The sequence below is a fragment of the Mesorhizobium sp. 01N446 genome (assembly GCF_056399285.1).
Genome location: NZ_JBFTRA010000003.1, coordinates 561,291 through 576,398 on the forward strand (window position 1 = coordinate 561,291; position 15,108 = coordinate 576,398).

Below are 15,108 nucleotides of genomic sequence, written 5' to 3' on the forward strand. Positions count from 1 at the left end.
ATGAACGCCGATGGACCTTCGCCCCTCGCATCCATTTTGCCGGCCCTCGTCACGCACAAAGCGTAGCTGGTTCCGATTGTTGCCGGACTTCCGCGGCCGCCTGGCATCTTGCGCGCTGTTCGGCGCGGCGCTGCTCGTTGTCCTCTCGACCAACAGGGCGCATGCCGAATTCACCGTCTGCAACCAGACGCTCGACGTCGTCAACCTCGCCGTCGGACAGAAGGTCGACAATGCCGACCAGACCGACGGCTGGTGGACCATCGGCGCCAACCAGTGCGTGAACGTCATCCGCGAGGAACTGGCCAACCGCTACATCTACCTCTACGCGACCGACGTGTTCGGCCATGCGATCCTCAACGGATCGACCGAGATGTGCGTTGATCGGCGCCGCTTCTCCATCCGTGGCATCGACGAGTGCTGGCAGCGCGGTTATATCGCGGCGCGTTTCGTCGAGGTCGATACGCTGGAGCAGGTGCGCTGGACGTATTTCCTGACCGGAAACAGCCCGTGACGCACAGCATCGACACGAGCTTCAAACGGAAGAAACTGGCGCGCCTGGCCGAGCGCAGACGCAAACTCTGGCGTCGCGTTGTTGCCGGCGTCGCCACGCTCGCCGTCATCGCGATCGCCACCGGCTTCTACCTTACAAGGGACAACTGGTCGTTCGGCGACGAGGATGAGGAGTTGCATCCCGTCGAAGGCATGGAAGACGTGCCGCCCGACGCCTCGGTCTATGTGCCTGCCATCATTGACCTTGCCGGTGACCCGATGTGGATCACGCTGGCGCCCGACGCGGACACCGCCGCAAAGGGTCACACGGTTGCGCGCCCGGCCGAACTCGATAGTTCCGGGGCCTCGCCGCAGATCGAGATTCTTTCCGATGTGATGCTGAGCGCCAGCGAGAAGTTCATGACGACGATCCCGTCGACGCAGGAGGATTTTGCCTTCTTCAAGGCGCAGCGGCAGACTGCTCCGAAGCCTTCAACCGCAGCCCCGGACGATCAGCAATCGACCTCACCCGCACCTGCTGCGGCGCCCAACGATCAACCCGGCGATCTGGCGAACGACCTGCAGGCGCCGCCGGACGCGGGCGAACCCTCCGCCGGTTCGGCGCCCAAAGCCGACGCGGACGACCCCGAGGCCGGCTGGGGCGAGACCATCGACCAGGGCGAGGCAGCGCTCCCGGCCTTCAAGAAAACCGCGATCGAGAACAACACCACCGTCGCGACCGTCACCAGCGAATATCAGCGCTTCGCGGCGACGGAGGACACTTTCGTGAAAATCCTCAACGACCGCAGCCTGGATAGCGTGGCGCTCGACGCGCATTTCTCAGCCGACGACGCCAGGCTTGCGGGCGAAGCGCTGAAAGCGCTGTTCGGGCGCGATGGGCTCGAGGCCGGTTTCGTGGTCGCCATGCGCGGCTTCCGGCCGAACCGGGAGACGACGGCGATGTCGCTGATGCAGGTCTCGGTCTACGCCAGGAACGTCTATGTCGGTACGCTGACGCGCAACGCGGCGGGCGCCTTCGTTTCCGGCGTCGACCCCTGGGTTCGCGAGGACCTCTTCAATTATTCCGGTGCCTCGGACCAGGGCGGGCCCAAGCGGCAGTACCGGTTGCTCGACGCAATCTACTCGACCGCGGCACGCAACAAGGTACCGACCAGCGTGATCGGCGAAGCAATCATGTACCTGTCGAGGGGACAGGATCTCGACGCTTTCGCCAGCGAGGACCAGCGCCTGGTGATGATCTATTCGCAGACGCCGCGCGGCCAGGGCGAGATCTCCGGACGGGTACTTTACGTCGGCGTCCTGGGCAAGGACAAGAACCTCGACTGCTTCGTCTTCCTGCAAAGCGACGGCCAGTATGCTTGCGTGACCGGCGATGATCAGGTTCGTTCGCTGAGCGTCACCAACGGCATGGTCACGCCGGTCGCAGGCGTGATGACGTCGACCTTCGGCCCGCGCAAGCATCCGATCCTCGGCACGGTTCGGATCCACAAGGGCGTCGACTGGGCGGCTCCGGTCGGGACGCCGGTCATGGCCGCTTTCGACGGCGAGATTTCCTTCCAGGGCGATGGCGGCAGCTATGGCAATCTGGTGAAGATCACGCATGCCAACGGTCGCGAGACGCGCTACGCGCATATGCAGAAATTCGCCATCGCCAGCGGCATCGGCACCAAGGTCAAGGCCGGCGACGTCATCGGCTATATCGGCACAACGGGGCTTTCGACCGGCCCGCATCTGCATTTCGAGCTCTACGAGAACGGCGAGGCGATCGACCCGCTGGGCACAGTCACCGCGGTCGCCACCGCCGTTTCCATCAGTTCCGGGCCCGGCGATTCCGCGGTCGAGACCCTGACCGACCGGATCGTCCATGTCGAAAGCGGCGGCAGCGCCCGCGCCAAGAACCCCAACTCGTCGGCAACCGGCGCCGGCCAGTTCATCACCAAGACCTGGATCCGGATGATGAACACCTATCGCCCCGACCTTGCCCGGTCGCTGTCGACCGCCGACCTGCTCGCGCTTCGCTATGACGCGACGCTGTCGCGCGAAATGGTGCGCAACCTGGCGCGCGAAGGGGAGGCTTATCTGCGCGCCCGCGGCCACCAGATCACCGCCGGTCGCCTGTATCTTTGCCATTTCCTCGGCATGGAGGGTGCGCATCAGGTGCTGGCGGCGCCGGGTTCGTCGCAATTGAGCGCCGTTCTTGGTGCAGCCGTGATCCAGGCCAACCCGTTCCTGACCGGCAAGACCGTCGGCTACGTCATCGATTGGGCCGAGCGGAAAATGGGGCAGAAAGCGCCGCGCATGGTGACCGATCAGACCCAGCCGGCGACAACCACGTCCGAGGTCCGGCAGACGTCGCCGGAGTTCGAGAAGTACAAGCAGGCGATAACCGCGCTCCTCAATTCAATCCAGGCGACGCTTGAGCCGGGCTAGCGACCATCTCGGGTCAAGGCGGCACAACGATCGCCAGGTCGATCGGTGACACTGGCGGCTGGCACATCGGCAAATATTTGCAGCGGCCAGGGTGCTTCCGGTGAACCTAAACCGCCGTCGGGGCGACATAAGCCTGAGAGCCATTTTGGCTGAAGCGACTTTGTCGCTGAGCATGCGCAGAGATCAATAGCGTGCCCCGATGGGCGGAGGGCTGATCCATGAAATCGTTTGCCATCCTTTTGAGCGGACTTGTCCTTTCCATCCTTGCCGCCTTCGGCGTCCAGGCCGCGACAGCCGAGGGCAAGCGTGTCGCGCTGATCATCGGCAACAGCAAATATGTCAACGCCGTTGCCTTGCCCAACCCGGCGAACGATGCCCACCTGATTGCGTCGACGCTACGCAACGCCGGCTTCGAAGTGATCGAGGGCGTCGACCAGGACAATGCCGGCATGCATGGCCTGATCAGCAAATTCACCGAAGAATCCTACACCGCCGACCTTGCGGTCATCTTCTACGCCGGCCACGGCATGCAGGTCGACGGCAAGAACTATCTCATACCGGTCGATGCCGATCTGACCTCGCCCGCCTATCTCAAGACCCGCACGGTTCAGATCGACGAATTCATGGCGGCGCTGCCTGCCGATCCCGCCGTCGGCGTCATCATCCTCGATGCCTGCCGCGACAATCCGCTGGGTCGTACCCTGGCTGCGGCTCTGCCCAAGAGCCGCTCGCTTGGCGCCGGCCTGGCGCCGGTGGATGCAAAGGCAGACGGTATCGGCACCGGCGGTGTCCTGATTGCTTATGCAACGGATCCCGGCGCGATCGCTTTCGACGGCGACGGCGTCGACAGCCCCTACTCGCTGGCGTTGGCCAGGCACCTGACAGAACCAGGCGTCGAGATCCAGAGCGCGCTGACGCGCGTGCGCGGCGACGTGACGGAGGCCACGCAGGGCCGGCAGCGGCCGTGGCACAATGCATCGCTTGGGCGCGAGGTCTTCCTCGGCAAGCCAGCGGCACAAGCAGCCCCGCCCGCCGCAGCGCCGGTGGCCGACGCCGGCAAGACGGCGGCAGCGCCCGCCCCCGTGGCCAGCGAGCCGCCCTCCTGGGAGGTCGAGCAGCGCCTTTGGGACGAGGCTTCGAAGAAGAATGCCATTCCCTACTACGAGGCCTACCTCGACCAGTTCCCGAACGGTAGTTTCGCCACGGTGGCGAAGCTCAACATCGACCAGTTGAAGGACCCGACGGTGGGTAAGCAAGTCGCAGCGCTCGACACGAACGCAAATCCAGGCTCGGCCGTTCGCACCTCGGCCGCCGACCAGGTTCGCACCGCACCACCGAAAAAACAGGTCATACAGAAGACCCGCACGTTGAAACCGGTGGCGCAGCGGAAACCTCGAAGACAGCAGATCGTCGAGCGCCGGCGCAACAGGGAGATTGTGATGCGCGACGAGCCGCGACGGAGAGACACCAATGACTTCCTGACCAAGGCGCTGATTTTCGGCAGCGGCGTCGTGATCGGCGGCGCGATGAGATATTGATCACAGGCAGTCGAAGGGAACCCGCGTTGGACGGGTTCCCTTTGCCACTAGAGCAATTCCACGAAAAGCAGATCGGCCTGGCGGCGACCGCCTACTCGGTCCTGATGCGCATTTCCACGCGCCGGTTGACCGGATCGTAAGGGTTGGCGACACGCGGGTGCGACTTGCCAAGGCCGATCGCTTCGAGCCGCGCCGATTCAACGCCGTTCGCTTCGAGGAAAGCCGCCACCGACTGGGCCCTCCGCTGCGACAGATCCTGGTTGTAGCGATCCGGGCCGGTCGCATCGGTATGACCTTCAACGACAAAGCTGAACGTGCTCAGCCGATTGTCCTTCAGCGCCTTGGCGAACTCGTCGAGCTCGGCGCGCGCCGTCTGGTCGAGTTGCGCGGAATCAAGGGCGAAATTGATCATCATGTCGAGACCGGTCTTCTGTTGAGCCGAGCCAGTCTTCTCGGCCTTGCTCTTGCACTCTTCCTCCGTGCCGACGCAGATGCCGCGCGCGGCACCCAGATTGCCGGTCTGTCCGGCGAAGAACTTGACGATGTCTTCCGATTTCTGAAGCGGATCGGCGAAGGCGTGCGCTGAAAGAAGCATGGCCGCCAATGCCAAGGCTGAACTGCCCCATCGCATGACCGTCACTCCTGTCTGAGAGTATCTCGCTGGCGCCTATCATACCAAATCGGGAAGCGGTTGTCTGTGAACAAACGCATGCCGCCCGTGGCGCTCGTGGCCGCCACCTGCCGGCAACTGGCGCTTGACCAGCGCCCGGCCACAGGCTTGAGTGCTGTTCTGATGGCTCTTGGGGTGTAGCAGCCATGGCCAATGAACTCGGATACAGAACGGCAAGGGATCTGTTTCTTGCTTGTCCCGCCATCGCCAGGGACATGAAATCGCTGGCCACCGGCCAGCCGCCGCTTGATTTTTGCCGGACCCTGCTTGCCGGGCGCGTGCCGGAAGAAGCCGTCACGTTCTGTGCCTACCTCCTGCCCGAGCGAGCCGCCGTCCGGTGGGGACATGAATGCCTGAGCCATCTCGCCGAGCTGCTCGCGGACCGAGATCTCGAATTGCTGGCGCTTGTCCACGACCGCGTCGGCGAACCGGACAATCCTCACCATCAGGCAGTCTTGAGCAAGTCCCTGGACCTGCCGCCGGCGACGCCGGCCGCCTGGATCGCCCTGGCAGCGGTATGGCGCGACCCGACCCTCGACATGGTGGCGACCGGATTTCCTGCCGCCCATGCCGTCAATGCCGGAATCCTGGCCGGACTGGCCCGCGCCTCGCTGGCGGACCGGTTTGCCGTGCTTTCGGCCTTCGTCGAAATGGGCATCCAGATGGCGGAGATGGAGACGTAACGGCATTCGCCGATCCCCTGCGCGCCGTCCGCCATCGCCTGCATCAGGCCGGCATCATTGGCAGCCGCCTTGCGCCCATCTGGCGAGCGCGACCTTGAAGCGGGTACCGAGCGGATGCTGCAGGCGCAGGACCGAGACGTCGTTGGCGGCGAAATTCTTCGCCTGCTCGCAAAGCCGGGCCTCATTCCACTCATGGCAGGTGTCGCAGTGCTTGCCTTGCCAGACCGATTTGTCGAGGCCTTCCACCGGACTGAAAAGCGGTTCGCTCTTGATCAGTTGGGCGATGCTCTTGCCGTCGATCGCCGGGTCGCCGAACTTGACGGGGCGATCGAAAAGGATGGGACCGTCGCTAGCCAGCTTCGGGATTTTCGCACGCAGGGCATCAAGCGCAAGCTGGTCGGCATTCTGGCCTGACGAAGCGCCGGTGTTGCGCGTGTCTGAGCCGGCTTCGGCTTGCGGGGTGCTCGCTTCGCCGACGATCAGCGGCGCATTGAGATCGACCTTGTGCAGGACAACCTCGGTGGTCAAGGAGACATTGATCCAGGGGCGTTGCTTGCCGGCGGTCGCCTTGAAGACGTCGCTGGTCACCCTGTTCATCGCCTCGGTGATGGAGACATTGGATTCCCCAATGTGCTGAAGCAATGCCGTCGTGAAGGGCGAGTGGTCGCCGGATCCGTCATAGGCGAGCTGGTTGGGACTGGCGGCGAAGGCGACGAGCGTTCCGGCGCCGCCATTCTCGATCGGAATTTCCGCAAGGCCGCTGCTTGCACCCTTGATGCCGGCGGTCTTTGCCAGCACGTCGGCCAGGGGATTGTCCCGGCACGCGTCCAGGAACACCAGCCTTATGCTGGTCTCGCGGGACATCTGGCGCAAGATGAAATCGACCGACACGGCCTCGAAGTCGAGCGAGGTCTCGTCCTCGAGCGCGGCATCCACCGGAAGCAGATAGTTCTTGCCCGAAACCTGCAGGCCATGGCCGGCATAGAAGAAGAGCGCCACATCGGCGCCGCGCACCTGCTTGGCGAACTGGGCGACCGTGGTCTGTGTCTGCTGCTTGGTGAGGTCGAAGCCGGAGACCACCTCGAACCCAAGGTCCTGCAGGCGCTCGGCCATCGCCTGGGCATCGCGTGCGGGATTGGCGAGCGGCGCGGCGTGCTGATATTGCGAGTTGCCGAGAACCAGCGCGATACGGCGCTCGGCGCTGGCGGCCGTCAAAGTCAAAAGCAGGACAAGCGCGACAAGGCCGGCGCCGCGAAGCAAGACTGCGCAAGACGCGATTGTCCGGGAGCCCACCCCGACCTCAGTTCGCGAGTTTCGTGGCGGAGAATTCGATCCGCCGGTTGAGCGCCTTGTTCTTCGGCGTATCGTTGGCGGCGACCGGGCTCTCCTCGCCATGGCCGGCGGCACTGATCTGCTGACGCGGCACGCCATCGGCGACCAACGCTTCGGCAACCGCCTGCGCGCGCCGTTCGGAGAGCGCCTTGTTTGCCTCGGGCGAGCCGTCCGAATCCGTGTAGCCGGACACCTCCACCTTCAGGGTCGGGCATTTGCCGACTACACCTTCGACTTCGGCGAGCAGCGGACGGCTCTTGGCGTCGAGCCGGGCGCTGGCCGGGCGAAAATAGATGGCGCCGGTGCGCGACAACACGGCAAACCGGTTGAGGCATTCCTCGTCGCTGAAATTGGCTTTGGCGGCATCGGTGGCCACGGGACCGACATCGGCGGTCCCGGCGGCGACTGTCTTCACCGCCGACGGTTTGCTGCCGTCGGCGACAAAGACGAAGTCGAAGGAAACCGAGGCGGTGGGCACGATGTTCGTCACATTGGCGGCCTGCTGCAGCTTGTCGACGTTCGGCAGCAGGCCGAAGTCCTCGACATGCACCGCGACGGGAGCCTCTGACGCCACGGAAACCTGAGTGTCGCTGATCATGGTGACGACGACGCTCGCTTCCAGATCCTTGTCGACGCCATGCAGGCTAAGCCGGAACGGCAAGGTAGCCTTGATCCGGCGTTTGGCCGGCAAGTCGGCAAAGGCGGCCGGGTCGACCTTCGCCGTCAGTTCGGCCGTGGGAAACTTGAATGTCTCGAAGAACAGGAAGCGCATGCGCACATTGCGCAGGTCGACGCCCGTGTCGACGGAATTGAGATCGAAGCTGACCTTGGCATCACCCGCGGCGCTGAGCGTGCCGGTGATATTCCTGATCTTGTTGGTCTCGACGATCGTGTTCTTCTTGACCGACTGATAGGTGAGCACCGAGGCGTCAGGGTCGAGCGTCCAGTTCGGCGCGGCGTTGGCGGCGTGCGGTCCGAAGACCAGCAGGCCCAGCAGCGCGGCAAGCACCAATCCCAGGGCTGCTGCCCTCGCCCGCACTTTTCGACAGAATGCGACGCCTTCGAACATGGAACGCCCCCGCCAGGACAACCTATCTCGATACCGCAGGAGACGAGAGCATAGTGCACTTGTCCTTGCTTGGCGAGCGGTTCGAGTCAGCCTCGACAAGTGACGCCAGCCTGCCGTGCGCGGGCGAAATGCCTGCTGGGTCATATCTCGCACCGGGAAAGATGCTCGACGAGCTTCGTCGATCGCGAAAAGGCGCTCATGGAACAGGGCGGCGGCCGTCACGCGCATCGGCACGACCTGGCGGCCAAACGGTCAGAAAGGAGCGCAGGAACAGTCGAGGACATCAGGTGAGCACAAAAAAGAGGGCAATAGGGCTGCCGGACTCCGCTGCCGACGCCGACTCCTACTCCCACTCGATCGTTTTTAACTTAGCTGGGCCATTGATGTGGATGGGATTTCTTGCTTGCCGCAACGGAATCCTACGCGCCGTCCGTCAGACAGCTACGCTTTTGATTATAAAGGTAAAATCGCCGCAAGATTCGGACGATTTTGCACCCTTGCGGTGTTCCGCGGCGCGGTCAAGCGGCCTCGAAAAGCACCGTCAGCGCCTCATCGTCAGCACGTCAACGTCTACAGCCTGACGGGGCTGGTCTTATCTAGATGGACGCCCGGCCCCGGCGCGTGCCCGTTACAGGCCTGACATCGAAACTCGGGCATCGCCAATCGATTGTCGATGTCGTTATTTCTGGCGAAACGCGGAGTGGAACGACACAACCAGCGGGCCCAGAATGTAGTCGAGTGCTGTGCGTTCCTCGGTAACGATCATGACGGACGCCGGCATGCCCGGATAAAGAGCAATCTGTGGGGCTGAGGCCAATTCCACCGGATCGACCGCCACGTCGGCAAGATAGTAAGGAAACCCGGTCTTGCTGTCGGTGATTCGATCCGCCGAGATGCGGGTGACGCGTCCATGGATTATGGGTATCGAACGCTGCTTGTAGGATGTAAAACGAACTTCGGCGGCCATGTCGGGTCGCAGGTTTGATATATCCTCGACGCGAACCTGCGCCTGGACGATCAGCGAATTCTCGGTCGGAACGATGTCGAGAATGGTCTGGCCCGGCGCCACGATCGCACCGATCGAGAAGACACTGAGATCCATCACCTGGCCATCGTAAGGCGCGCGCACTTCGGCCCGGTCCACGGCAGCCTGGGCGGCAAACATCTTGGGCACGAGGTCGGCAAGGTTCGATTGCGTATCGATCAGCATGGCCGACAGTTTGGCCCGGCGCTCATTGGTCAATTGCGCGATCTGGCTCTCGAGCTCGGCCTTGCTCTGCTGACTGCCGCCGATTGCGCCGAGGTTGTCGTCGATCAGGCCCTGCAGGTCCGAGGCGGACCTTTCCAGTTCCAGGATGCGCGGGCGGGTCGTCAATCCGGCCTTGAGCAGCTTCGACAGGCTGGCCTTCTCGTCGATCGTCGATTGCAGCTGGGCCTGGTAGGATTCGACCCGAGACTGCTTGCCCCGTATCTGCTCCTCGAGTTCGGCGATGCGCCGCTCGAGGATCTGTTTGGCGCCGGCCATCGAGGCACGCTGGCTTTCCAGATCGGCGATCTGGTTTGCCATTGCATCGTTGAGATAGTCCTCGTGCTCTTTGAGAATGTCTTTGGGAAAGGCAACCACCTCGCTGCCGTCCAGTTCGGCCCGGATCCTGGCATCGGTTGCGCGCAACAGTGCATATTGCTGTGCATAGAGGTTGAACTCGGACCGAACCCTGGTGTCGTCCAGCTTCAGCATGATGTCGCCCTTCCTGACGACGTCGCCATCCTTGACGCGGATCTCCTTCACCGTACCACCGTCGAAGTGCTGTACGCTTTTTCGATTGCCTTCCACCTTGACGATGGCGTCGGCGAGCACGGCGCCGTTCAGCGGAGCAAAGGCCGCCCAGCCGCCGAAAATGCCGAAGAAGGCCAATACGATCAGCAGACCGATATAGACCGGCAACCGAATCGAATCCGGGGCCAGGATACCGGCCTCGCCAGGCAGGCTTCGGTAGGTAAGAACGCCGTCGCTCATCGATCTCTCCGGCCACAGCTCATTGGGTCGCCACCGCGATTGGAGCCGCGCGCTGGTTGAGCAGCGCCACGATCTCGTTTCTCATCCCGAAGGCCTCGACGGCGCCATCGCGCAACAGAAGGATCTTGTCGACATTCGCCAAGGTAGAAGGCCGGTGCGAGACAATGATCACCGTGCTGCCGCGGCGCTTCAGCTCAATTGCGCAGTCGCTCAGCGCGCGATCGCCATCGGCGTCGAGATTGGAGCTGGGCTCGTCTAGAATGATCAGTTTCGGCATTCCGAATACCGCCCTGGCAAGAGCGATCCGTTGCCGGTATCCTCCTGAAAGAACTGCGCCGCCTTCGCCGATCTGGGTCTCGTAACCCTGCGGCAGTCGAATGATCATCTCGTGCACGCCGGCGAGCCGCGCGGCCTCAATCACCTCCTGGTCGACATTGGTCTTGAAGCGGCCGATGTTGGCGGCGACGGTATCGGAGAAGAGTTCGATATCCTGCGGCAGGTAGCCGATGTGGTCGCCGAGCGCGTCGTGCCCCCATTGCGACAGGTCGGCCCCATCCAGCCTGACGGTCCCGCGGCTGGGTTGCATGACGCCCGCGAGATGACGCGCCAGCGTCGACTTGCCCGCGCCCGAAGGGCCGACGATTCCCAGAGCCTCGCCTGCCTCCAGCCGGAACGATACGTCCCGGAGAAGCACTTTCTGCTGGCTGGCGATCGCAAAGCTGACCTGCTCGACCGAGATCTTGCCGCTGGGCTTCGGCAGGTTGAACGATCTTTCGTCGCGCGCACGTCCGTCGACCAGCTTCTCGACCCTCGTCAATGCCGCTCGCGCAAGGACCAGGCTGCGCCAGAGCCCGACGATCTGTTCCACAGGCTGCAGCCCCCGACCGAGCAAGAGGCTCGCCGCGAACATGGTGCCGCCGGTAATCTGCCGTTCAATGACCAGATAGGCGCCGAGGCCGAGGATCAGCGACTGCATGGTGAGCCGCAGGAACCGGATAAGGCCCGACATCAACGCGGCACGATCGCTTGCCTCCGCCTGGCGCCGCAGCGCCAGGTTGCGGTCGCGCCCCCAGCGGCGGATGAGACCGTCGATCATCCCCATGGCGCGAACGACTTCCGCGTTCCTGAGGCTCATCTCGGTAAAGTTATAGTTGTTCGTCGCCAGCTCGTTTGCCTGCTTCAGCGGCGAGCGCACGAGATACTCGTTGAGCACCGCCATGGCGATCAAAAGCAATGAGCAGCCCAATGCGAAGAAGCCGAGCCACGGATGCAGCAGGAAGATGATACCGATGTAGATGGGCGACCATGGCAGGTCGAACAGGGCGTGGATGCCGCTGCCGGTGATGACCTGCCTGAACGTGTCGAAGTCGCGGATAGGCTGGCTCGGCGAGGAGCCGGGCGATGGGGTTTCGACCGACGCGGCGAGGATCTTTGCCGACAGCAGCCGGTCGAGCCGCGCGCTGGCACGCGTCAGGATCCAGGCGCGCACCAGATCGAGGCCGGCCAACGAAAGAAAGGCGGCCAGCAACACCAGGGTCAGCATCACCAGCGTGGTTTCGCTGCCGCTGGTGACGACCCGGTCGTAGATCTGCAGCATGTAGAGGGGGGAGGCCAGGTAGAGCAGGTTGATCGCGAGGCTGAATGCTGCCGCAACCAAGAAATAGCGGCGGCATGCCCGAAGCGCATCCTTCACAATTCGAGACTTGCTATCCAATTCCAGAACCCCACTCGTTACTCGTTAGGCCAGGGGAGCCGCCGCTGCCGGCGGCTCTTTTCACTCACATCACCAAGTCGCTTGAAACCGCCCCGCTGCCGATACCCGTCAGCGTGAATTCCGCCGGATTGTACGAAACGACGGTATGGCCCTGGCCATCATCGGCAAGCTTGAAGGCTGTCGCATCATAGCTGCCGACCAGATGCAACGCGGCGCCGTGAGTGCCATCCGAAACGGTCAGCGTTCCGCCGCTGCCATCCTGGTTTGCCTGATAAACGGCCGTCGTTCCCGCACCGAACAAGATATCGTGGAGATCCAGCCTGTCATCATTGGTAATGCCGCCGATCCGGCCGCTATAATCGAAGGAATCGTCGAGTTGCAGCGTGCCGGCAGCATCGTGTCCGAAGATGACGTCCGTCGACGAGGCGCCGCCGAACTCGAGCTTCGACAGATTGCCGATCGTGGCATCGCCGTCGCCCGTGACCTGGCCGTGGATGACGATGTTGCCGCCATTGGCCCAGAGCATGCCTGAATTCGCCATGCCGCCGGTGATCGTCAGACCGCCGGAACCCGTTGCTTCCAGCGTTCCGGAGTTGATGGCGACGCTGCCCCCGGTATCGATGACCAGCGCGTTCGAGCCGGAGGCGATGATGGTCCCCCTGTTGTCGAGGCTGAGCATGCCGCCGCCCAGCTGGCCGGCGCCGGAGATCGTGTTGTCGACATTGACGAGAGTGACGTCCGGCCCGGTGCCGGAGATGATGTTGACGGCGCTGTCGGATAGCAGGATCTGCCCGCCACCCTGCAGGGTCACGCCATGCTGGATGACCTGCAGCAGCGTATCGCTGCCGGTCGAGTCGAGCGAGATGAGGCCGCTGTTGTTGATTATGCCGCTCAGCGGCAGCAGAGCGCCGTCGCCGATCGTCATGGTGCCGGAGTTGTTGACTACCGGTGTCTGGTCGAAGACGAAATTGCTTCCAGTCAGCGCACTCGAGTGCACGCCGTCCAGCGTGATCGACTGTCCGTCACCCAGCGTTATCACCGCATTGCCGTTGGCATCGTCGGCGATATGCGTCTGAAGGTCGGCAAAGCCTGCCAATCCGTTGTAGCCGATAAGGTCAATCTGATCGGCCGCCGCATCGAAATTGTGCACCGTGTCGGCGCCGATCGGTTGCGAGAAGATAAAGAGATCGTTGCCGTGGGAGCCGGTCAGCACGTCGTCGCCGGACCAGGCAAAGATCGGCGAACCCGGTGCATAGGCTTCGACATTGTCGGCGATCGATGCAGTGCCCACGGTGCCGTCGGCGTTAATCCAGCTCATCTGGACATCGAGCACGGCTGCCCCGGTAAAACTGGCCGGTGTGGTGACGGTCAGCCCATGCAGGTCGCTGGTCTGTGTCGTCCAGCTTCCGTCAGCGTTATGAGTTGCACCATCGATGGTCCAGCCCGAAGGCACGTCCTTCACCGTGACGGTGATGAGCGCGCCTTCGTGCGATGGATCGGTCAGGGCGAGATTGATGGGCTCGCCGGACGTGCCGGCGGGTTTGAGGCCGCTTTTGCTCACGGCTGCGTTCGTATGACCAGTCGTATCCGAGAATGCTCCGGCATCGATGTTAAGGGTGTAGGACGATCCGTTGCTGCTTCCAGCGCCTTTGTCGACGAGGAATGTATACTGAGTGTGGGCTGCGTTGAAGCTTCCCGACCCTGCAATCACGCTGACATTCGGCAGGCCGGATACATGCATTGCGTCTGATAGATTGGCAAAATTCGCATTGACGGCCGTCGTAAACGTTATGGTGACGGTACTTGGGTCAGCGTTATTCCCCTGTTTGCCATCAGCTACCAGGGTGATCAGCCCAGGAGTAACTTCGTCCGTGCCGAAGACCGTCACGGCCAGGTTGGCCGATGCTGTTCCGCCATGCCCGTCAGACACGGTATAGGTGAAGCTGTCCGTGACGGTCTGGCCCGCTGCCAGACCCTGCACATTGGCTTGGGCATTCGCCACAGTATAGGTGTAGGCCCCAGTCGCCTTGGTGATTACAAGCGTGCCGTACGTTCCGGTCCTCGTGAATGTAGCGCCGTTGTCGGTGCCGCCCGAGAGCGCCGAGACAGCCAGTGTATCGGCATCCGGGTCGGTGTCAGCATGGTCTGAGAACGTTCCCGACGGTGCACCGGCATGCACGAGTGTCTGAAGCACGTTGCCAGTTGCGCTGGTGTTGGTGTCTTCCTTCGCCCAATTCGTATCAGCGACAGCAACCGGGGCGCCATTGTCACTGGTGCCCAAGATATCGATCTGCACCGAGGTGTGGGTGCCGTCGGCGCTGACCACGTCGAAGTTCTCGGTGTAGTGCTGGCCGGCGACGAACTCGTCGTGCGCCGACGAGGCCGTGTAGGTCCACGCACCGGCTGCATTGATGGCGAAGGTGCCGTAGGTCCCGGCGGTTGCGGCCTGGGCGACGAAGGTCGCCGGGCTGTCGACATCGGAGATGGTCAGCGTGCCSGARGTGCTGATYGCCGCTGCSGTGTTGSCYTCCGTCARRTTGACCGAKGCGGAGGAGAGAACCGCCGCGTCGTTGGTGCCGAGGATGTCGATGGCSACCGAGGTGTGGGTGCCRTCGGCACTGRCCACGTCGAAGTTCTCGGTGTAGTGCTGGCCGGCGACGAACTCGTTGTGGGCCGAGGAGGCCGTATAGATCCAGGCACCAGCCGCATTGATGGCAAAGGTGCCGTAGGTCCCGGCGGTTGCGGCCTGAGCGACGAAGGTCGCAGGACTGTCGACATCGGAGATGGTCAGCGTGCCGGAGGTGCTGATTGCCGCTGCTGTGTTGGCTTCCGTCAGGTTGACCGAGGCGGATGACAGTACGGCGGCATCGTTGGTGCCGAGGATGTCGATGGCCACCGAGGTGTGGGTGCCATCGGCACTGGCCACGTCGAAGTTCTCGGTGTAGTGCTGGCCGGCGACGAACTCGTTGTGGGCCGAGGAGGCCGTATAGATCCAGGCACCGGCCGCATTGATGGCAAAGGTGCCGTAGGTCCCGGCGGTTGCGGCCTGAGCGACGAAGGTCGCAGGACTGTCGACATCGGAGATGGTCAGCGTGCCGGAAGTGCTGATCGCCGCTGCGGTATTGGCTTCCGTCAGGTTGACCGA

Annotated in this window: 10 protein-coding genes; 4 read left to right on the top strand and 6 right to left on the bottom strand. The window is 63.1% G+C overall.

Going from position 1 to position 15,108, the window contains the following annotated elements; all coding sequences use genetic code 11:
- Nucleotides 1-10: 10 nt before the first annotated feature.
- The 3 genes from AC1DPX_RS16875 to AC1DPX_RS16885 all read left to right on the top strand — a co-directional run bounded on the left by AC1DPX_RS16875 (nucleotide 11) and on the right by AC1DPX_RS16885 (nucleotide 4,478).
- Nucleotides 11-511, top strand: coding sequence for a DUF1036 domain-containing protein (locus AC1DPX_RS16875; protein WP_477238233.1), 501 nt, complete (start codon nucleotides 11-13; stop codon nucleotides 509-511).
- Nucleotides 508-2,940, top strand: a complete 2,433-nt coding sequence (locus AC1DPX_RS16880) for a M23 family metallopeptidase (protein ID WP_477238235.1) — start codon at nucleotides 508-510, stop codon at nucleotides 2,938-2,940. Before AC1DPX_RS16875 ends, AC1DPX_RS16880 begins: the two co-directional genes overlap by 4 nt.
- 218 nt (nucleotides 2,941-3,158) lie before the next feature.
- Nucleotides 3,159-4,478: a caspase family protein gene (locus AC1DPX_RS16885; protein WP_477238237.1), complete on the top strand. Its 1,320-nt coding sequence runs from the start codon at nucleotides 3,159-3,161 to the stop codon at nucleotides 4,476-4,478.
- 91 nt (nucleotides 4,479-4,569) lie between these two features.
- Here AC1DPX_RS16885 and AC1DPX_RS16890 read toward each other — a convergent pair whose 3' ends face one another.
- The gene (locus AC1DPX_RS16890; RefSeq protein WP_202355681.1) at nucleotides 4,570-5,073 is read right to left on the bottom strand and encodes an OmpA family protein; all 504 of its coding nucleotides are present in this window, start codon (nucleotides 5,071-5,073) and stop codon (nucleotides 4,570-4,572) included.
- 290 nt (nucleotides 5,074-5,363) lie between these two features.
- Here AC1DPX_RS16890 and AC1DPX_RS16895 point away from each other — a divergent pair, with 290 nt between their 5' ends.
- On the top strand, nucleotides 5,364-5,831 hold the full coding sequence (locus AC1DPX_RS16895) for a DUF6931 family protein (protein WP_477238239.1): 468 nt from the start codon (nucleotides 5,364-5,366) through the stop codon (nucleotides 5,829-5,831).
- A gap of 54 nt (nucleotides 5,832-5,885) precedes the next feature.
- Here AC1DPX_RS16895 and AC1DPX_RS16900 read toward each other — a convergent pair whose 3' ends face one another.
- From AC1DPX_RS16900 to AC1DPX_RS16920, 5 genes are all read right to left on the bottom strand, one after another.
- Nucleotides 5,886-7,091 (bottom strand): caspase family protein, encoded by a 1,206-nt coding sequence (locus AC1DPX_RS16900; protein ID WP_477238241.1) that lies wholly within the window; start codon nucleotides 7,089-7,091, stop codon nucleotides 5,886-5,888.
- Between the two features lie 40 nt (nucleotides 7,092-7,131).
- Entirely contained in the window at nucleotides 7,132-8,232 is a 1,101-nt protein-coding gene (locus tag AC1DPX_RS16905; protein WP_477238243.1) for an OmpA family protein, read from the bottom strand.
- 679 nt (nucleotides 8,233-8,911) lie between these two features.
- The gene (locus tag AC1DPX_RS16910) at nucleotides 8,912-10,249 is read right to left on the bottom strand and encodes an HlyD family type I secretion periplasmic adaptor subunit (protein WP_477238245.1); all 1,338 of its coding nucleotides are present in this window, start codon (nucleotides 10,247-10,249) and stop codon (nucleotides 8,912-8,914) included.
- A gap of 19 nt (nucleotides 10,250-10,268) precedes the next feature.
- Nucleotides 10,269-11,963 carry a type I secretion system permease/ATPase gene (locus tag AC1DPX_RS16915; protein WP_477238246.1) on the bottom strand — a complete coding sequence of 565 codons (1,695 nt, stop codon included), beginning with the start codon at nucleotides 11,961-11,963 and terminating at the stop codon, nucleotides 10,269-10,271.
- A gap of 64 nt (nucleotides 11,964-12,027) precedes the next feature.
- Nucleotides 12,028-15,108: beta strand repeat-containing protein (locus AC1DPX_RS16920; RefSeq protein ID WP_477238248.1), on the bottom strand; the 3,081-nt coding region annotated here is incomplete at its 5' end.